Annotated in this window: 16 protein-coding genes and 1 pseudogene; 8 read left to right on the plus strand and 9 right to left on the minus strand. The window is 41.0% G+C overall.

Annotation, left to right across the window (positions count from 1 at the left end; genetic code table 11):
• Window positions 1–123: 123 nt before the first annotated feature.
• The gene (locus tag ACK8HY_RS12805; RefSeq protein WP_416133815.1) at window positions 124–1,311 is read right to left on the minus strand and encodes a formimidoylglutamase; all 1,188 of its coding nucleotides are present in this window, start codon (window positions 1,309–1,311) and stop codon (window positions 124–126) included.
• Between the two features lie 108 nt (window positions 1,312–1,419).
• On the opposite strand from ACK8HY_RS12805, the gene ACK8HY_RS12810 reads away from it, so the two are divergent.
• From ACK8HY_RS12810 to ACK8HY_RS12835, 6 genes are all read left to right on the plus strand, one after another.
• Entirely contained in the window at window positions 1,420–2,391 is a 972-nt protein-coding gene (locus ACK8HY_RS12810) for an NAD-dependent epimerase/dehydratase family protein (RefSeq protein ID WP_416133816.1), read from the plus strand.
• Window positions 2,392–2,641: 250 nt separating this feature from the next.
• Window positions 2,642–3,934, plus strand: a complete 1,293-nt coding sequence (locus ACK8HY_RS12815; RefSeq protein WP_077437225.1) for an HAD-IB family phosphatase — start codon at window positions 2,642–2,644, stop codon at window positions 3,932–3,934.
• A 173-nt stretch (window positions 3,935–4,107) separates the two neighbouring features.
• Window positions 4,108–4,692 (plus strand): hypothetical protein, encoded by a 585-nt coding sequence (locus ACK8HY_RS12820; protein ID WP_077437226.1) that lies wholly within the window; start codon window positions 4,108–4,110, stop codon window positions 4,690–4,692.
• A gap of 2 nt (window positions 4,693–4,694) precedes the next feature.
• Complete coding sequence (locus ACK8HY_RS12825) at window positions 4,695–4,826, plus strand: hypothetical protein (RefSeq protein WP_262507843.1); 132 nt, start codon at window positions 4,695–4,697, stop codon at window positions 4,824–4,826.
• A 214-nt stretch (window positions 4,827–5,040) separates the two neighbouring features.
• The gene (mfd, locus tag ACK8HY_RS12830) at window positions 5,041–8,379 is read left to right on the plus strand and encodes a transcription-repair coupling factor (RefSeq protein WP_416133817.1); all 3,339 of its coding nucleotides are present in this window, start codon (window positions 5,041–5,043) and stop codon (window positions 8,377–8,379) included.
• Window positions 8,380–8,575: 196 nt separating this feature from the next.
• Complete coding sequence (locus ACK8HY_RS12835; protein ID WP_077437378.1) at window positions 8,576–9,772, plus strand: trans-sulfuration enzyme family protein; 1,197 nt, start codon at window positions 8,576–8,578, stop codon at window positions 9,770–9,772.
• Window positions 9,773–9,904: 132 nt separating this feature from the next.
• Here the strand turns inward: ACK8HY_RS12835 and galK are convergent, their stop codons facing one another.
• The 5 genes from galK to ACK8HY_RS12860 all read right to left on the minus strand — a co-directional run bounded on the left by galK (window position 9,905) and on the right by ACK8HY_RS12860 (window position 15,550).
• Window positions 9,905–11,056, minus strand: coding sequence for a galactokinase (gene galK, locus ACK8HY_RS12840; protein ID WP_077437228.1), 1,152 nt, complete (start codon window positions 11,054–11,056; stop codon window positions 9,905–9,907).
• A 2-nt stretch (window positions 11,057–11,058) separates the two neighbouring features.
• Window positions 11,059–12,108 (minus strand): UDP-glucose--hexose-1-phosphate uridylyltransferase, encoded by a 1,050-nt coding sequence (locus ACK8HY_RS12845; protein WP_077437229.1) that lies wholly within the window; start codon window positions 12,106–12,108, stop codon window positions 11,059–11,061.
• A 203-nt stretch (window positions 12,109–12,311) separates the two neighbouring features.
• Window positions 12,312–13,574: a metallophosphoesterase gene (locus tag ACK8HY_RS12850; RefSeq protein WP_077437230.1), complete on the minus strand. Its 1,263-nt coding sequence runs from the start codon at window positions 13,572–13,574 to the stop codon at window positions 12,312–12,314.
• Window positions 13,575–13,586: 12 nt separating this feature from the next.
• Complete coding sequence (hemH, locus tag ACK8HY_RS12855; RefSeq protein ID WP_077437231.1) at window positions 13,587–14,621, minus strand: ferrochelatase; 1,035 nt, start codon at window positions 14,619–14,621, stop codon at window positions 13,587–13,589.
• An 80-nt stretch (window positions 14,622–14,701) separates the two neighbouring features.
• Complete coding sequence (locus ACK8HY_RS12860; RefSeq protein ID WP_077437232.1) at window positions 14,702–15,550, minus strand: 4-hydroxy-3-methylbut-2-enyl diphosphate reductase; 849 nt, start codon at window positions 15,548–15,550, stop codon at window positions 14,702–14,704.
• A gap of 300 nt (window positions 15,551–15,850) precedes the next feature.
• Here ACK8HY_RS12860 and ACK8HY_RS12865 point away from each other — a divergent pair, with 300 nt between their 5' ends.
• Window positions 15,851–16,270, plus strand: coding sequence for a nucleoside-diphosphate kinase (locus tag ACK8HY_RS12865; RefSeq protein WP_077437233.1), 420 nt, complete (start codon window positions 15,851–15,853; stop codon window positions 16,268–16,270).
• A gap of 536 nt (window positions 16,271–16,806) precedes the next feature.
• Here the strand turns inward: ACK8HY_RS12865 and ACK8HY_RS12870 are convergent.
• The 3 genes and pseudogenes from ACK8HY_RS12870 to ruvX form a co-directional block, all read right to left on the minus strand.
• Window positions 16,807–17,145, minus strand: a pseudogene (locus ACK8HY_RS12870) (SAM-dependent methyltransferase); the annotation flags it as partial.
• 337 nt (window positions 17,146–17,482) lie between these two features.
• Window positions 17,483–17,911, minus strand: a complete 429-nt coding sequence (gene ybeY / locus ACK8HY_RS12875) for an rRNA maturation RNase YbeY (RefSeq protein ID WP_077437234.1) — start codon at window positions 17,909–17,911, stop codon at window positions 17,483–17,485.
• Window positions 17,912–18,050: 139 nt separating this feature from the next.
• Entirely contained in the window at window positions 18,051–18,464 is a 414-nt protein-coding gene (gene ruvX, locus ACK8HY_RS12880) for a Holliday junction resolvase RuvX (RefSeq protein WP_077437235.1), read from the minus strand.
• Between the two features lie 178 nt (window positions 18,465–18,642).
• Between ruvX and def the strand changes: the two genes are divergently transcribed.
• A complete protein-coding gene (gene def / locus ACK8HY_RS12885; protein WP_416133818.1) occupies window positions 18,643–19,869 on the plus strand; it encodes a peptide deformylase in 1,227 nt (408 codons plus the stop codon).
• Window positions 19,870–19,982: the final 113 nt, after the last annotated feature.

Genomic DNA, 19,982 nt, shown 5'->3' on the forward strand with positions numbered 1-19,982 from the left:
TTGCGCGATCACACCGCTATTGATTGATGAATGGATGTCACGCTATTGGAGCATGCTTTCCTCACCCCGGCATTAATTGGGACAGTGCATCAAGTCAGCTCCAAAATGCTGTTTTAAGCTTATTTACTGCAACTTCTGGTGCGTCTTCCACCATAGATCGGGCATCTCCCCAGAAACAGCGAGTTGATAATCTTCGTAGCGACATGGCACAAGATAGTATCGTTCATTGACAGATTTTGATCCAAAATAAGGCACCTGTATCCACCAACGGTCTGATTTTTTACTTTTTACAAAAACCAATTCATGTTCTTCATTTTCAAGTGTGGTACGGTAGATGATATAAGACGATTTGGGGTATAAAGGTGTATCTTGCTTGCGATTATAATAACCGTCGATAAAACACCAGATCATCTGTGACACCAGCATCGCGGTCTGTTCCATGGGATCAAATGTTGGGTTCAATTCGTAGAAACCGATGGAAGTACATTTATCCGACATACCTGCATAGCGTGCAAGCTGACAGGCTTCGTCCCCGTACAAGCCATTTGGAATCGCATTGGCATTGCCCGGTGCCTCAGATGCACGTATGGCACCGATATCGAAGCTGATCAAGTCAGCAGCCCGGATAAGAGGTTCAGACTGATCCATTTTACCTGCAATCATTCCCACGCGGGTTGCATTGAAAAACAATTTGTCGTACATATTGATGGACTCTTTGCTGACGAGATAGGTCTGATAAGCAATGGAATTCAGGTTAAACAAATAATCGGGCTGATGCAAAATAATGTGATTGACATAAGACCGGGAATTGAGGCTGACATTTTCAGCTTCTTCTTGATTGAGATCAAAACGGGAATCCACAATAGCCAATTCGATTTTCCTTTCCAAATTCTGGTAGCCTAGGTATTGCGCATAGGTCAGGTCCTGTCCGCCACCGATAATAATCGGAAGGATATTGGCTTTTACCAATTCTTCTACCACCGACTTCAAGGCTACATAGGTATCCTGGATGGTATTCCCTGCTTTTATATTGCCCAGATCGACAATGTTCATCTTATAATCTCCTTGATACAAAGTATAAAGGTGTTTGCGTACGGCATCCGGGGCTTTAGCTGCTCCATTATTATTGACCGATGCCCGATCCTCCTGCACACCGATAATAGCCAATTGAGGTTGTTCATTTTCCTCCCAGGTAGGAAAATCTGTTTCATAGGCCTGAATCACATTCCCTAGCTGGGAATTCAGGAAACCATGCTCAGGAGAGATACTTGCAATTGAAATCGGACTAAAGAATACGGACAATGACGACATAAGCTATAATTTGTTTAAAACATCTTGTTTTTTTGGGATGCCACTCTCACAAATATCCATTTATTAACTAACTTTTGAAAACATTATTTTTAACAGTATCTTTATCAGGTGATATTAATAACAGGAGGAACAGGTTTTTTAGGATCTACATTGATCAAACAACTGATCGATCAGGGAATTGACGTCATTGCGACCAAGAGAGCTCAATCGACTATTCCGCCCGCCCTGTTATCCTCATCATTGATTCAATGGATTGATGCGGACATCAACGATTATTTTGAGCTGGAAGACGCGCTAGAAGGCGTTACCAAGGTATATCACTGTGCAGCACTGGTTTCCTATCAGAAGAAAGATGCTAAATCACTCTTTAAAGTTAATGTAGAAGGAACAGCAAATATTGTCAACCTTTGCCTGGAGAAAAACATTCGCCTACTTCATGTTAGTTCGATCGCAGCATTGGGCAGCAACAAAGACAACTTACCCGTATCTGAAAAAGACCATTGGGAGCATAGCCCCAGCACCTCCAACTACTCGCTGTCTAAATATCAGGCTGAAATGGAGGTTTGGCGTGGTATTACGGAGGGGCTGGATGCCGTTATCGTAAACCCTTCGGTAATATTGGGAGCTGCAGCCAAAGACAAAGGATCTGGAGCCATATTTTCAATGATCAATAAGGGATTGAAGTTTTATCCGAAAGGGAGTGTCGGTATCGTTGATGTAGAAGATGTCGCGACAATTATGATCCAGTTAATGGAAAAAGGTGAAATTACCGCTGAACGCTATATTATCAATCACCTCAACATTCCCAATAAGGATCTGCTCAGTGTGGCCAGTGTCCTGATGAACAAGCCCGAACCTACGATTGAGGTCTCCGAGACACTTCTTCAGATCGCATCCACGGTTTCCAGCATGCTTGCTGTCTTCAAAAAATCTGAATCTTCGCTGACCAAAGAAACGGCAGCAGCATCGAGTGCCAAATTACAATACTCCAATGCAAAGGTACAGTCACTACTGAACCACAGTTATCGCCCATTGGAACAGACATTAAAAGAAATTGCAAATTTGTACAACAAACAGTAAAAACAATATAAAATATTAAACAACCGAACCCTGAACCCATCATGAGCTTACCAAACTACGATTAAAAATAAAGAATCCATCGCAAGCCACAGCCGCTTGCAGAGGAATTGAATAGTTTGACCAGGATAGCTTCATCACCATTAAAAACAAATAATTAAGATGAAACCATCAGGATTAACCAATTCTCAGTTCGATAGTAATAAGTACCCCTCATGATAGCTTCATCACCATTAAAAAACAAATAATTAAGATGAAAAACTATTACATCATTGATTTTGATAGTACATTTACCCAAGTAGAAGCGCTGGATGAGCTCGCCCGGATCTCTCTCGAAAATCATCCTGACCGCGAATCTATCTACAATGAAATTGAAAGATATACCAATCTTGCGATGGAGGGAAAACTCTCTTTCCGTGAAGCCTTGGCCGGTCGTGTAAAATTGCTGAATGCCAACAGAAGCCACTTGGATAAACTGGTATCTCATCTCAAGAAAAAAGTTTCAACTTCTTTCTCACGCAACCGCGAGTTTTTCAAAAAACATTCGGATACGGCATGGATTGTTTCCGGCGGGTTTAAGGAATTTATCACGCCCGTGGTGACACCTTATCATATCAAAACCGAAAATATCTATGCAAATACGTTTCGGTTCGATGAGGACGGCAATATTATCGGTTTTGATGAAGAAAATCCATTATCCAATGAAGGCGGCAAAGTACAGCTCTTAAAACAACTGAATATTGAGGGCCGACTTTTTGGTATCGGTGACGGTTATTCGGATTTCCAATTGAAAGAATCGGGTTTAATTGAAAAGTTCTTTGCCTTTACGGAGAACATCCAACGTAAAAGCGTCACTGAAAAAGCGGATTTCATCACACCAAGCTTTGATGAATTCTTATATGTAAATGATCTACCACGTGCGATCTCCTATCCTAAAAACCGTATCCTTTGCCTTATTGTCGGCGATGTTCCGGAGATTGCTGCACATATTCTGAAAAGAGATGGTTTCTCGATCCGTACGAAAGAGACTTTCGAAGAAAAATATGTAAAAGATGTGGGCATGCTTTTGCTAGGCGACAATATCGATATCACGGATGAACAGCTTCAACAGGCAGATAAATTAAAAACAATCGGTTATCTGGGCGACATCAAGGGGCATATCAATAAAGATATCTGCAATGCCAAGGGAATTGTTGTGTTTGACGATAAGAAGGGTAAAAAGAAAAATTCGGAATTTATTCCACGTCGCATGGCGGAATTTATCAACAATGGCGACACTTATCTCAGCCGTAATTTCCCGAATCTAGTATTACCAAAAGTAAAACAGGTGACAAGATTGCTGCATATCCATAAAAACGTACCGGGTATCATGGCGCAGATCAATAAGATCTATGCACAAAACAACATCAATATCGTTGCACAGTTTTTAATGACCCGCAATGATATTGGCTATGCTGTTACTGATATTCAGGGCGAATATGATAAAGATCTATTGAAGCAATTAAAGCAGATTGACAATACGATCAAATTCAGAATATTGTATTAACAATCAAGCAGCTGAGCTATAGTGCAGGATCAGGATGGTAACATCTGTCTACCTGTTTAGGTCGCTGATAAAATATAGATAAAGGAGCAAGGGTAACAGACTGTTCACTGAATAATCAGAGGTCTTTCATCTTTGCTCTTTCCTTAATAACAAGATAATTTTACGTAAACATTATGTCTCTACATCAAGATGCCGAGTTAAAGAAAGCTGTCCTTGAACTGCCGCAAAAAGAGAAAGACAAATTACTTGTCCGTCTGATCAGTAAGGACAAAATGCTGATGAAACAATTGCATTTTCAATTGTTGGAGAATGAATATGACCTGGAGGAACGTATTGATAAACTGCGTAAACAATTAGCTCAATTATTTGACCTCGGAACAAGTCAAATTGGCAATACACCGCATCACAGCAATTTTATTGGGCTGAGCAAGCTGGTCAAACAGGCAAGTGGCCTGGTGAACGAGCATGAGAAAGTGACCAAAGACAAAACCAGTGAAGCTGAATTCCGTTTTTATATCTTACAGCGGGTCATAGGCGACTATGAACGTTTATTTGATTCATCCTATCAATCGGCAGCCCATAAATTGCACAAATATATCACAGGCCGTATTAAACATGCGGTTGGTAAATATGATAAACTGCATGAAGACTTTCAGTTCGATTATCGGGAAGATTTTCAAAACACACTACATGCTTTTGGTAATACCACATTAAAAAGCTATATTAGTGAACAGCGAATTGAGCTTGACCTAAGTTAATCATGAGAAACAGCAAAAACCGTGTTAAAATTGGATCCTATCGTGTCACTGCCTATGAGCAGCATAAATTACTTTATCTAGCGATACTTTTGATCATATTGGCTTTTGCCTATACATTGCACTTAGCAAAATAGTTCATTGCGGAATCTCAATGGCTAGTATTCCGTGAGCGATAGTATAATTGGTCGGCTGCCACACTACTTCAGCCCACAATTCATAGGACATTCCCCTTTTGTTCTAACAGTAAAAATTCTTCCCTTGATCATTTTTTTACCAAAAAATTTAGCACAACATACCACATACTTAAGAGGATTTAATTAAATTCGCAATTATTCGAAATTTTTGCTCGTGGGAATTCAAGAAATACTAGAAAAATACAGCCAAAGCGAATCAGTCCAGTCGCTTACAAAGGGTATGCAATCCAAAAATCCAAAGATTCAACTCAAAGGTCTTATCGGTTCTTCGGATGCATTTATTGCCGTTTCCTCCTACAAATTGCAGGAGCGTCCAATGGTGTTTATTTTGCCAACACATGAAGATGCCTCCTACTTTTTAAGTGACCTGGAAAGCTTACTGGACAAGCAGGTGCTTTTTTTCCCCTCCTCTTACCGAAAAGCTTTTGATTTCACACAGACGGATTCGGCAAATGTACTGCAGCGAGCAGAAACTTTAAGTTCGCTCAATCATACCTCGGAATTACCAAAGATGGTGGTCACCTACCCGGAAGCAATTGCTGAAAAGGTCATCAATCGCACTGATCTGGAGAAAAACACGCTGGAGATTACTGAAAATACGGCTTTAAGTATTGATTTTATCAATGAGTTTTTGATCGAATATGATTTCGAACGTGTAGATTTTGTCTATGAACCCGGACAATTTGCAATACGGGGTGGTATCGTAGATATTTTTTCTTTCTCGAACGACCTTCCCTACCGCATCGAATTCTTTGGCGATGACATTGAAAGCATTCGGACATTTGACATTGAATCTCAGCTCTCAGTCAATAAAATCCATAAGGTTACCATTGTTCCGAATGTGCAGGCCAAGTTTCTGACCTCGCAGCACATTTCCTTATTGGAATATATCGATCAGGGCGCTTCCATCTGGATCAAAGACGCCCAGTTCACGCTTGATATTGTCAAGGACGGATTGAAAAAAGCAAAACAGCTCTGGACGAGCTTGACAGACAAACAGAAAAAAGATAATCCAGACTGGCATGATCCTGAGCACGAGTTTACGGATGAGAAAAACCTTAATGCCTTATTTTTTGATTTCCCCGTTATTGAATTTGGAAAACAGTTTTTCTATAAAGGGGAACTCACGATCAAGTTTGACATTCATCCTCAACCTTCATTTAATAAAGACTTTAATCTGCTGATCCATAATTTCAAGGAAAATGAGAGTCATCGGATCCAGAATCTGATCTTTTCGGATTCAACAAAACAGGTTGAAAGGATCTATACCATATTAGAGGATATTGACAAAGCGGCTACTTTTATTCCTATCCACAAAGCACTACGCGAAGGCTTTAGGGATGACAGCTTGAAATTAGCCTGTTATACGGATCATCAGATATTTGACCGATACTACAAATACAAACACAAAAAAGCTTACGAACGTTCGCAGGCGATTACGCTGAAAGATCTAAGGGATCTCAAACCTGGAGATTTCATCACCCATATTGATCATGGTGTGGGCAGGTATGGCGGTCTTGAAAAGGTGGATGTCAATGGCAAATCACAGGAGATGATCCGACTGATCTATGCAGACAATGATTTGCTGTATGTCAATATCAACTCGTTGAACCGGATTTCAAAATATTCCGGCAAAGAGGGTACGGTACCGAAGATGAACAAGCTCGGTACGGATACCTGGGATAAATTAAAGAAAACGACCAAGAAGAAGGTCAAGGACATCGCCCGTGACCTGATTATGCTCTATGCCAAACGGAAGGCTCAGCATGGGAATGCCTTCTCTCCGGACAGCTATTTGCAAAATGAACTAGAGGCTTCGTTTATCTATGAGGATACCCCGGATCAGGAAAAGGCTACCGCAGATGTAAAAAAAGATATGGAATCACCGCATCCAATGGACCGGTTGATCTGTGGTGATGTCGGATTTGGAAAGACAGAAGTTGCCATCCGGGCAGCCTTTAAAGCCGTAGCAGATAGCAAACAGGTCGCTGTATTGGTTCCTACAACCATCTTGGCATTGCAGCATCATCGGACATTTACAGAGCGTCTAAAAGGACTACCCTGCAATATCGACTACATCAACCGTTTTAAAACGACCAAACAGATCAAAGAAACTTTGGCGCGTCTTGCGGAAGGAAAAATAGATATCATCATCGGCACACATCGCTTGGTCAGCAAGGATGTCAAATTCAAGGATCTGGGTTTGATGATTATTGATGAAGAGCAGAAGTTTGGTGTAGCGGTGAAGGAAAAACTGAAAGTGATGCGCGCCAATGTGGACTCGCTGACCTTAACAGCGACCCCTATCCCAAGGACCTTGCATTTCTCCCTGATGGGAGCGCGGGATCTAAGTATCATCTCTACCCCACCTCCCAATCGTCAACCAGTACAGACCGAGCTTCACGTATTTAATGAATCATTGATCGGTGAAGCGGTCAGTTATGAACTCGATCGGGGTGGACAGGTTTTCTTTATCCACAACCGTGTGGCCGACCTTCCCCAGCTGGGGAATTTAATCCGCAAGCTGGTACCCGGAGCACGTGTCGGTGTTGCCCACGGTCAGCTTGAAGGAGATGAACTGGAAGATGTGATGCTTAAATTCATCAACCATGATTTTGACGTATTGATCGCAACAACGATTATTGAAGCAGGCCTGGATATCCCGAATGCCAATACCATTATCATTAACCATGCGCACATGTTTGGCCTCAGTGATCTTCACCAAATGCGGGGCCGTGTAGGTCGTTCGAACAAGAAAGCCTTCTGTTATTTATTGAGCCCGCCATTATCGACATTGACGCCGGAAGCATACAAACGGCTTTCGGCGATAGAGGAATTCTCAGAGCTGGGCTCAGGCTTTAATGTCGCCATGCGGGATTTGGATATCCGGGGGTCAGGAAATTTGCTGGGTGGTGAGCAGTCCGGCTTTATTGCTGAAATAGGATTTGAAATGTACCACAAGATCTTGGATGAAGCCATTCAGGAGCTGAAAGACGATGAGTTCTCGGAGGTATTTGCAGATGAAAAAGAACGCAAATATGTTTCCTTTACACAAATAGATACCGATCTTGAGGTATTAATCCCGGATGAATATGTAACAAATATAACGGAACGTTATAATCTATATACGGAGCTTTCCAAACTCGAGAACGAACAGCAGCTGGCGGCATTTGAAAAAGAACTCGAAGACCGCTTTGGCCCGATCCCGCACGAAGTATTCGAGCTATTCAATACCTTACGCCTGCAATGGTTTGGAAAAACAATTGGCTTCGAAAAGATATCCTATAAAAAGAATACACTAAAAGGGTATTTTGTGAATAACCCAAAATCGAGCTATTTTGAATCGGATCAATTCGGCAGGGTGCTGTCTTTTGTACAGTCCTACCCTGAAATCAGCAATCTCAAAGAGGTAAAAGGGCAACTTCGTCTTGCGCTAAGTAATGTAAATACAATAAGTTATGCCCTGAATCTGCTTAAACAGATGTTATCTTAAGTATGCTAGGCCGTCCTTTACAAATAAAATCTACTTATTGTGTAGATTTTATTTATATTTGATACACAAGAAAACCTTCCTATAGCAATTTACGCCAAGTACGGTGAGAGGATATCGAAGGTTTTGATGGCTATCATGAACAGACATATGGGATGTGTCTGTTGAAGCTAAAAGGACACTTATCAATAAAATTAGCATGGCATCCAATACCGAAACGATACTCGTCCATGAAGGACAACACTTCAATTCAACCGCTGCTGTAACGGCTCCTATCTTTCAGACATCAACTTATATTGCGGACAGTGATCCCGCGGAATACATCAAGGCAGCGACCGAACCCAAACATCCATACTTTTATCATCGGCATGGTAATCCAACAAACAGCCAGGTTGCGGCCGTAGTGGCTAAACTGGAGAAAACAGAAGATGCAATCGTATTTGCGACAGGCATGGCTGCGATCAGTACCGCCATATTAGCAATTGTGAAATCAGGTGACCATATCGTTGCACAGCTTGCCCATTATTCAGGAACAGCTATATTTTTTAAAGAATTTCTGACCGACTATGGCATCGCCGTCACTGCCGTAGATCAAACAGATACCCCAGCCTTTGCCGATGCTATTCAGGAAAACACCAAACTCATCTATATTGAAACTCCTTCCAATCCGAATTTAAATATTACGGATCTAAAGGCCGTTGGTGAAATAGCCAAACAACATAATATTTTGAGTATGGTTGACAATACCTTTGCCTCCCCTATAAACCAGACACCGCGGGACTTCGGGATTGATATCGTTGTCCATAGTGCTACGAAATATCTGGGTGGGCATAGCGATCTAACGGCTGGCATTGTCTGTGGAAGCCATGACTATATTGCAAAAGTCTGGAAACGAAGTGTTGCGCTAGGGGCGTCTCTGGCACCATTGGATTCTTGGCTGCTCCTCCGCGGATTGAAAACGCTAAATCTACGCGTCAAACAAATTAATTCAAATGCATTAGAACTCGCCAGCTTCCTCGATCGGCATCCTAAGATTAAGAACGTGAGTTATCCGGGGCTTCCAAGCCACCCTCAACATGAACTTGCAGCCCGCCAGATGCGTGGCTTTTCGGGTATGATCTGCATTGAAGTTGATGGTACTAACGAAGAGCAGGCCTTTAGAAATGCACAGGCTTTGATTAACAATCTCGAAATATTTATCAATGCAGCTAGTTTAGGCGGTGTTGAATCGCTCATTGTGCATCCAGCCAGCATGTGGGGCGGCCATCACACACAAGCGCAAAAGGAAGCTTCTGGAATCACCCTGGGCATGTTACGTATCTCTGTTGGTATTGAAAATATTGCAGATTTAATTGACGACTTAGAGCAGGCGTTGGGGAAAATTGATACTAAATAAAACAATACCCGCTGAAGTTCAACGGGTATTTATTACTAGTTCATAAAAGAAACTTTTATTCGCTCATCCGTATGAAAATATATTAAGGCTATATTAACAACTGAAAACGAGCACTTTCTAATAAAAAAAGGATTACAAAATCCTTGTACCATTCGCAATTTCTACCTGGATGACCGAAAGTTCCTTATCAAATTTTTGTTGATATTCTTTCTCCAAGGCCGGCAAAATTGATGTAACGGCACCCTCTTTAACAATATTGATTGTGCAGCCACCAAAGCCGCCGCCCATCATTCGGGCACCAATGACTTCAGGGAATTGTTTGACATAATCAACCAGATAATCCAATTCAGGACAACTCACCTCATATACTTGGCTTAAGCCCTCATGACTCTGGAAAATATATTGCCCCAACTGTGCAATATCGCCCGAACGTAATGCTTCACAAGACTTCTCTACCCGTTCATTTTCACGGACAACAAAACTTGCTTTGGCATAGATATCTGCATCTTTATCTTTAACCAGTTCATCCAGCATGTCTACTGTAACATCTCTCAGGTTTTTAACCTGAGGATATTGCGCTCTTACCCATGATGATGCCTGCTCACATTGCTCTCTACGTGTGTTGTAAGCCGTTGAAGCAAGGGAGTGTTTCACGTTTGTATTCAATAGGACCACTTCATAACCTTTAAGGTCAAGTGGCACGTATTCAAATCCCAAGGAGCGACAATCCAGCTTAATAACATTTTTCTCTTTACCAAAGGCCGACGCAAATTGATCCATAATACCACACATCACACCGGCATAGGTATGCTCGGCTTTTTGTGCAATTTGCGGGATATCAATCTGTTCTACTTTTAATTCAAACAGTTCACTAAGGGCCAAAGTAACAGCACATTCTACTGCTGCTGAAGAAGATAAGCCGGCACCCAATGGTACATCACCATCAATATAAAGGTTAAACCCACCCAACACGGCACCTCTCTTTTGGTATTGATCCACTACACCGAGGATATAATTCGGCCAATGCTTTTCTGAAATAGCGATTTCACTTAATTTGACCTCATGTCTTTCTTGATAATCTTCGGCATACAACACAATATTATCATCTGCACGTCTGCTGACAGCGACATAGATCGCCTTGTCAATAGCGGCTGGCAAGACAAACCCATCATTGTAATCGGTATGTTCACCGATAATATTAATCCGTCCAGGAGAGGAAACCACAAGGGGTTCTTCCTGATATAAGCTTTTAAATTTATTTACTATAGTTTCTTTTGCGATCATTCTTACTTCGATTTATAATGTATAGTAGCACAATTCCGCAATTGTTCGGCGGCTATTTCCGGTGTGATATCCCGTTGCGGGTTAGCGAGCATCTCATAGCCAACCATAAACTTTTTGACGGTTGCCGAGCGTAACAAGGGAGGATAGAAATGCATATGCCAATGCCATTCCGGATGGTCCCCATCATTCACTGGCGCTTGGTGCATTCCAGCAGAATATGGAAAGGATGTTTTGAAAAGATTATCGTACCGTGTGGTCAGTAACTTAAGAATCGCAGCTAAGTCTTGCTTTTCTTTTTCGTCAAATGTAACAATATTCTGTACAGGCCGTTTGCTTACGATCATTGTTTCGTAAGGCCAAGCTGCCCAAAAAGGCACCAAAGAAACAAAAGAATCGTTCTCATCGATAATACGCTCTTCTTTTCGTAGTTCAGCTTGGATATAATCGGCCAATAGGGTACGCTGATACTTGTCGAAATACTTTTTCTGCTGAACACATTCTTTCTGAATTTCTACCGGTAAATGATTTTGTGACCAGATCTGCCCATGTGGATGTGGATTGCTACAGCCCATGATAGCCCCCTTATTTTCAAAAATCTGGATATAACGGATCCATTCCACCTTGGAAAGTTCCTCAAATTCCTTTTGCCAGAGATCAACTACAGCCTTTATAGCGGATTGTTCCATTTCAGGCAAGGTGAGGTCATGGCGTGGTGTAAATGCAATAACTTTACAGATTCCTTTTTCAGTCTCTGCAATAAACAATTCGTCCTCATTAAATTCCTGTTGGCTGGTATCTTTCAATAGGGCCGAAAAATCGTTGACGAAAACAAAGCTTTCTTTATAATCTGGATTGATATCCCCATCTGCCCGTTTATTGGTTGGGCACAAATAGCATTTGGGATCATAAGCCGGTCTATCATCACCAGGCAGATCTTCTACCTGTCCTTGCCATGGCCGCTTGCTGCGATGTGGAGACACAAGTACTTTTTCCCCGGTAAGAATATTAACGCGTGTGTGAGGAGAGTCCCCAAAGTTTAAAGTTGATTGCATGTTATGTATAACTGGTGTACAGAATACACAATATTAGCTTTTTTAAGTAAAAAGTTAAAATTAAAAAGTAAAATTATCTAAAGATGAGTCCTTTAAAGCTATGCTAAAAAATATCGGAATCACTGACATCTCCCGTGACAGCTAGTCATCTCCCAAATTAAGTAAGCCAAAGATCGGAACGACCAAAGTCTCCATACAGGAGGCTAAGCCTTAAATTTTGGATCTTGTCCTTTGATCAACTCGAAGATAGTAATTTCAGGCAGGATACCTACACGACCGGGATATCCTAAGAATCCATAACCGACATTGACATATAAACGCTTGTTTTCTTGTGCACGGTAGAGTCCCGCCCATTCTTTATAAATATATTGTACCGGGCTCCATTGCAACATTTCAGCGCGTACACCGAACTGCATACCATGGGTATGTCCCGCAAACATCACGTCGACATCGGTATCCAATACCTGAGCGCGCCAATGGGATGGATCGTGTGATAATAGTAATTTAACGGACTGTTCCTCGGTTCCCGCCAAAGCCTTTTTGATATCGCCATGTTTTGGAAAACGACCTGTACCCCAGTTCTGCACCCCTACGATACAGAGCTCTTCACCATCAACTTTAATCTTGCGGTTTTCGTCCATTAACAGATCCCAGCCCATCACTTTATGGACATCAATCACATCCTTTAAATTTTTTCGCTTCTCGGGAGAATCTTCTTTTCCATAATAGTAATCCCCATAATCATGGTTCCCCAATGTTGAGAATACACCTAAATCCGATTTCACCCGTGCAAAAATATCTTGGTATTCGCGCATTTCAGAAGCTTGAGAATTCACAATATCTCCCGTAAAGAACGTTACATCAGCCTTTTCTTTCAGCAGCATATCTATTCCACCCATTACAGCGGTCTTGTTATAGAAGGATCCTGAATGCACATCTGATATCTGTGCGATGGTCATGCCGTGGAAAGCTTTCGGAAGATTAGGTAAATATAAAGGTACGCGTCTCACGCGGTAATCGTATGCGCCAGAAATAATACCCCAGCTTAATGGAATCAACGGTGAGGCCCCAATTAAAATACCTGCTTTGGTCAAAAATTCGGATCTGCTGATGCCTTTTACCGGATTCTCAGGTAATGGTTCTTCAGCATCCTCAACAGACTCTTTCTTGCTGAACAGCCGTTTTACCCAGACTCCACCGCGACGGATATCATCTAGCAATAAGATCAAAAAGAAGAATATCTTTGAAGCTGCTGTCAGAAAGAACCCAACCAAAATAACAGACCGTACAATCAATGGAATGTTATATTTGGCGGATATAAAAACACCTAATAATAATAGGGCCGAATACGACCACCATAATACGGTGAATATCTTTGTTTTGGGAAATTTAATCTTCGTAGCACGAAGGGCAAAAAAGATATAAAAATCTAGTATGAGTAAAACACAAGCATTTACTAACAACATCATTAATTCGTTTTAATTTTTGGCATTGAGTGCCAATTGCTTCAGAGATGCAATCCATTTGGGATCGTCATTGAGACTTTCGACCAAACAGACTTCTTCTCCACCTAAATCCTTGAATTCATTAGCATATTCCACGCCAATTTCATCAATCGTCTCTATACAGTCAGCTACAAATGCCGGACTGAAGACCAATAATTTTTTATAGCCTTTACTAGCGAGGTCATGCAACAGATCGGACGTATAGGGTTGAATCCACGGTTCTTTGCCCAATCGAGACTGGAAGCACAGGGAGTATTGTTCCTTTCGCAAGCCTAGTTTTTCAACAATGGTCCGCGTCGTGGCATAACACTGAGAAACATAACAATATGCGTTGACATTTGTTTTGCAGGAATCACAACCGGACTCAGGGCATTTCAGTTTGCCAGTTGGATCCACTTTACCCAGCTGTCTAACGGGAAGGCCATGGTAGCTAAACACAAAGTGGTCAAAATGTGAAAGGTCATGTTTTCGGGCATGATCTGCAAAGGTCTCAGCCATTAAATCATCTGTGCAAAAATTGCTTACAAAACTGATCTCAGGCAGATAATTCCATTTGCGGATCAGCTCCATCACACGGTCTATTACCGAGCCCGATGTGGCTGACGCGTATTGCGGGAACAATGGGATAACACGAATAGATTCGAGCAGCATTCCCTCCATCTTGCGCAGAGCCGACTCAATGGATGGATTCTGGTAACGCATGGCCAGTTCGACATGGTACTCCTCACCCAACGACTCCTGCAACAAATCACGCTGCAGTATACTATAATGCATCAAGGGTGATCCAGTTTCTTTATCCCAGATTGTTTCGTAAATTTTTGCTGATTTTGGTGCACGGGTACGAGCAATAATTCCTTTAACCAATAATGTCCGTTGGAAATAAGGAATATCGATGACGCGGGGATCCATTAAGAATTCGGTCAAATATTTTTTTACGTCTGGAGTAGTTGGACTATCGGGTGTACCTAACTGTACTAAAAGAATACCTTTTTTGGCTTTATTGCTCATAGCCTACAAAAATAAACAAAAAAGCATGTATCGCAGATTTACTTGCAATAATATGAAATATCTGTGACGGGTAAAATTGTCTAGAACGCTTCCAGAGCTGATTTTACATCTTTCATCAGCCACATAGGTGTTGAGGTCGCTCCACATATACCAATACGGTCACCGGTTCTAAAGACTGAAGCATCCAGTTCGGCAGGGTCGGAAATAAAGTAACTTTCAGGATTGGCCTTTTGGCAAACTTCAAATAGCACCTTTCCGTTGGAAGACTTCTTACCGGACACAAAAACTATTTTGTCATATTGTCTGGCAAAGGCACCAAGATCCTCATATCTATTAGATACCTGTCTACAGATGGTATCATTCGCTTTAACCTCATACCCTCTCCTGATCAGCTCCTCTTTGATGGCATAGAATTTATCCACACTTTTAGTTGTCTGACTATAGAGCGTAAATGAAGCTGGCAAATCGGCATCGTCCAGCTCAGCTATATCCTGAAATACAAGCGCTTCGTTATTTGTCTGTCCCTGTAGACCGATGACCTCCGCATGGCCATGCTTTCCAAAGATCAGGATCTTTTCCTCTTGATCAAAAGAGGTTTTGATCCGGTTCTGCAATTTGAGGACAACCGGACAAGAAGCATCAATTAGGGTAATATTGTTTTCTAATGCGATACGATAGGTTTCCGGAGCTTCGCCATGTGCGCGGATGAGCACCTTCTCGTTTTGTAGTGTAGGCAATGCAGCATGATCGATAATACGCAATCCTTTGGCTTTCAACCGCGCGACTTCTTCATCATTGTGTACGATATCACCAAGACAATAGAGGTAACCGTCCTCTTCCAAAATCTCCTCCGCCATATCGATGGCGTATACCACTCCAAAGCAAAAGCCGGAATCCTTATCGATGTCTACTGTTAGATTTAATGCCATAACATTACAAAGTTACATATTCGTATCGAATATATTTATTGAATAGATTTGTTTACAGTTGATTTTTTATTTTGGTTCATTATCAACTACCAATGAACATATTACATTTTTTAAGACAAAAAGATGCCCAATGGGTGAAGAGGACTGAAACTGTTGGTGCATCACAACCAAACTAGCCCTTTTTTTATGACCATCTGCACATTAAATTAACACACTAAGACGAATAAATTGTTCCTATATAAGTCTAATTATATTGCATATAAAAAGCAATTTATCTAAGTTTGCAAAAAAATTAAAATAATGGCAACTAACAGAACTTTTACGATGATTAAACCTGACGCAGTAGCGAATGGTCACATCGGTGCAATCTTAAACGATATTATTGCTGGTGGTTTCAAAATCATCGCGATGAAATACATTCAATTATCAAAAGAAACTGCTGGCGCATTTTATGCAGTGCACAAAGAACGTCCTTTCTACGGTGAATTGGTAGAATTCATGACTTCAGGTCCTATCGTTGCTGCAATCTTAGAAAAAGACAACGCAGTTGAAGATTTCCGCACATTAATCGGCGCTACTAATCCAGCTGATGCAGCGGAAGGTACTATCCGTAATAAATATGCTAAATCTATCGATGCTAACGCTATCCACGGATCTGATTCTGATGAAAATGCGGCTATCGAAGGTAACTTCTTCTTCTCTCAATTTGAAAGATTTTAGTCATTAGCAATGCTATAAAAAAAGCCTTGTACAGTGTACAAGGCTTTTTTTATATAGCACAACATGGACTGCTGGCAATTTAGTAACCGATCGATTTGCTATCGCCACATAAATCCCCCAATCCTAAAAAAACGGAGGAATTTATTGATCGCAGTTAGCGCCGGTTTCTTAATCTTCCACTTTAATCCACTTATGCCTGTTGGCGGAGCATCAAAATCCTGTACTGTAGCATTACCCGTTCTCATGTGTGTTGGCGGCTGCATTTTTCGTTTCTCAACCACCAATATGCTATCATAGTAATGCAAGGAGTTGACCGAGCGTGTAAATTCATTAACTTTTAGTCCACGTTGCTCAGAATGATGGGCGTTGATGTAATCGATAAAATTCTTACTGTATTCGATAAAAGTGCCATTCCGCTTATGCCCACCACCATAAAAAACTTGGTAAGAAGTATGCAGGTCTTCACATAAATAGACTCCATCTTCTTTTACATGTCCAAATAACTCTTCAAATGTAATAATCTGTTGCAACATGGTATGTCCGCCATCATCTATCAGGATATCTATTGGCGGGATTGACTCTTTCACTTTACGAAGGAATTTTCGGTCTGACTGAGATCCGATAAATATTTCGACGTTCTCCTCTTCCAGTTCCTTACAATTGGGATTGATATCTACCCCATAGATTTTTGCTTTGTCGCCAAAATATTTCTTCCACATCTGTAAGCTTCCACCCTGAAAGACCCCTATTTCCAATACAACGATCTCTTTATCTTTAAATCGACGAAAATGACGATCATATACGTCGAAATAATGCATCCATTTGTTGATCAGCTTCGCATTGTTATTCCGGAAATATTCCTCTAATTCGTTCATATGAGACACGCTATAAATGGTTTAGACAATTTGTATTTTTGAAGCTAAACAAATATAATCGAAAAGACAAGTTTTTTTAGAGGAAAACATACGGGTATACAGATCAGATATACAGGTGTGTTTCTTAAATTTAGGCTTTATTTTCCATCAGGGATCTGAGCCCAAAAAGATAAATCATTCGCATGAAAAAAATCCACAAAAAGACGGCAAAAAGAGTATTTATTCAAAGCACGGAAATGTGAATAATTCCCTACGAACAAGAAGATTAAACATAGCTATGAATAAAGAAAAACAGGGCATCCAAAGTATTGGACACCCTAATAGTGGATCTAAGAACCTAGAAATTTCTTTTCCCTAGATATTCATCTTCTTTAGCCGTCATCTTCGCTTTATCGGCTGGCTTTTTATCCGGGTATCCGCAAAGGTGCATAACACCATGAATAATGACGCGGTGCAACTCATCACGTTCAGCGACCTTAAATTTTTGCGCATTCTCCTGAATGCGTTCCACACTGATAAAAATATCGCCAGCAATGGTATCCTCATCCTCTGATGAATCAAAAGTTACAATGTCGGTATAGGTATCGTGATTCAGATATTCCTTATTGATCTCCAACAGATAGGCATCCGAACAGAGGATAAAACTCAGCTCGCCTATGCGCTTAAATCCTTCACCTTTAATCGCATCAGCGATCCATTGACGGATCTTACCTTTTTCTTTTAGTTTGAAATCTATGTCTTCTGTAAAAAATAATATGCTTTTCATCAGTAATTATTATTAAATGAGCTCGTTGGCCTCGGTTTTGATTCCATCAGCTAAATGGACTTTATGATCATAAAATCGATATTACTCCATCAATAGACGAATCATCTAAAGCGAACGGCTCATGCGATAAAATCCGTATTTAAAAGTTCCGCCCCTCCATATAGCTCTGCAGGATGATTGTCGCTGACACCGTATCGACCAGGCCTTTCTGCTGACGGTCCTTTTTCTTCTTGCCGCTTTGAGCGATGGCTGCGGAGGCCATTTTTGAAGTAAAACGTTCATCAATTTCCACAACAGGGATAGCCGGATAGGTCTTTTTCAGCTTGCGCACAAACCCTACCACATGCGAAGCTGACTCCGAATCCGATCCGTCCAGTTGTTTGGGTTTACCGACAACGAATGTTTCGATCTGTTCCGTTTGGAGGTAATCCGTCAGAAAACTCCAAATATCCTGTGGATGTACTGTTGTCAGTGCCGTGGCAATAATTTGCATTGGATCGGTGACTGCAATCCCAATTCGTTTTGTACCGTAATCAAATGCCATTAATCTCATGGAAGATCTTTTTTTTTACAAAAGTACAATTTACATTTGAGTATCGAGAGAAGCGTATTGAGAATCTGATCCTACACGCAATAGACCTATGAAGAGTCATCATTTTTTTATTTTTTACCGTGTTAAACTTCAATTCACCAAAAAAAACTATAACTTTGATAGACTATTAAAAATATAAATGAGAAAAACAGTTATTGCTGGTCTATTTGTTGCGTTTAGCTTATACGGGCATGCCCAGAGCAATTATGAGCAACAAATATTAGCACAGCGCAAGGAAAAAGCTGTGGAATTAGCCAAAGAGCAATTTGGTCCATTGAAAGCAGAACAAGTAGCGTCTTTAGATTACTTCCCAGTAAATCCAAACTATAAAATTAAAGCTAAGATTGAGGTCTTATTTGATGAACCGGTATTTCGTATGCCCACCTATGATGGTACCAGCAACGAATACAAGCGTTATGCAATTGTGACATTTACGCTGAATGGGGCAGAAAGAACATTGAATATTTATCAGAGCGTAGCTTTATTTCAAAATCCTGCCTACAAAAAACATTTATTTTTACCATTTTTAGATCAGACAAACGGCCAGGAGAGTTATAGTGGCGGACGCTATATAGACTTGTCCACAGATGACATCAAGGGCAACAGCATTGAAATAGACTTTAATAAGGCTTACAATCCTTATTGTGCCTACAGCAATGGTTATCGTTGTCCTGTTCCCCCAGTTGAAAACACTTTAGAAACAAAAATTATGGCAGGAGAGAAAGCCTTTCATAAAGCGAAGAATGAACGACCGGTCAACCTGAATGCCGGACAGGAATTTACAGAAGCTGACAAGAAGATTATTCTATCAGGGGATGAAAACACACTTCTTCGTGTATTACAAACTACCGATGAAAAAGATTTAAAGGTATTGAAAGCGACAAGCAGTGATGTTAAGTACAATGACCCATTGTTAGAAACACTTTCAAAACGGATGTTTGCAACCGTTCGGGATCCAAATCATCCAGGGGTAGGAATAGCGGCACCTCAAATTGGGATCAACAAAAACCTGATCTGGGTGCAACGGTTTGACAAACCGGAACAACCTTTCGAGTTTTATGTAAATCCAAAAATCCTGTGGCGCTCCAAGCTAAAACGGAAGGGTGCAGAAGGCTGCCTATCCATCCCCAATCGCAAAGAAGACGTTCTGCGGAGCTATGCGATCCGTTTACAGTACATCAATAAGGAGGGAAAAGTTATTGAAGAAAATATTGAAGGGTTTACCGCAGTAATCTTCCAGCATGAAACGGATCACCTCTTCGGCATATTATTTCCTGACCGACTGGAAGAGCAGGAAAAAGACAGCTATGTACCATTGAATGATAAGATTGATTTTTCCATCTTGCCAAAGACTTTGACACCATAGCAACAGATTGATCGAACCGGCTTAAAAAACGCCTATCCTCCTTGAAATCATAAATATATCTATAAAAAGAGCCCCCATGAATTACTTCATGGGGGCTCAATATGATGGAATCT

It is taken from the genome of Sphingobacterium sp. NGMCC 1.201703 (assembly GCF_047784615.1).
In the GTDB taxonomy this organism is placed as follows: domain Bacteria; phylum Bacteroidota; class Bacteroidia; order Sphingobacteriales; family Sphingobacteriaceae; genus Sphingobacterium.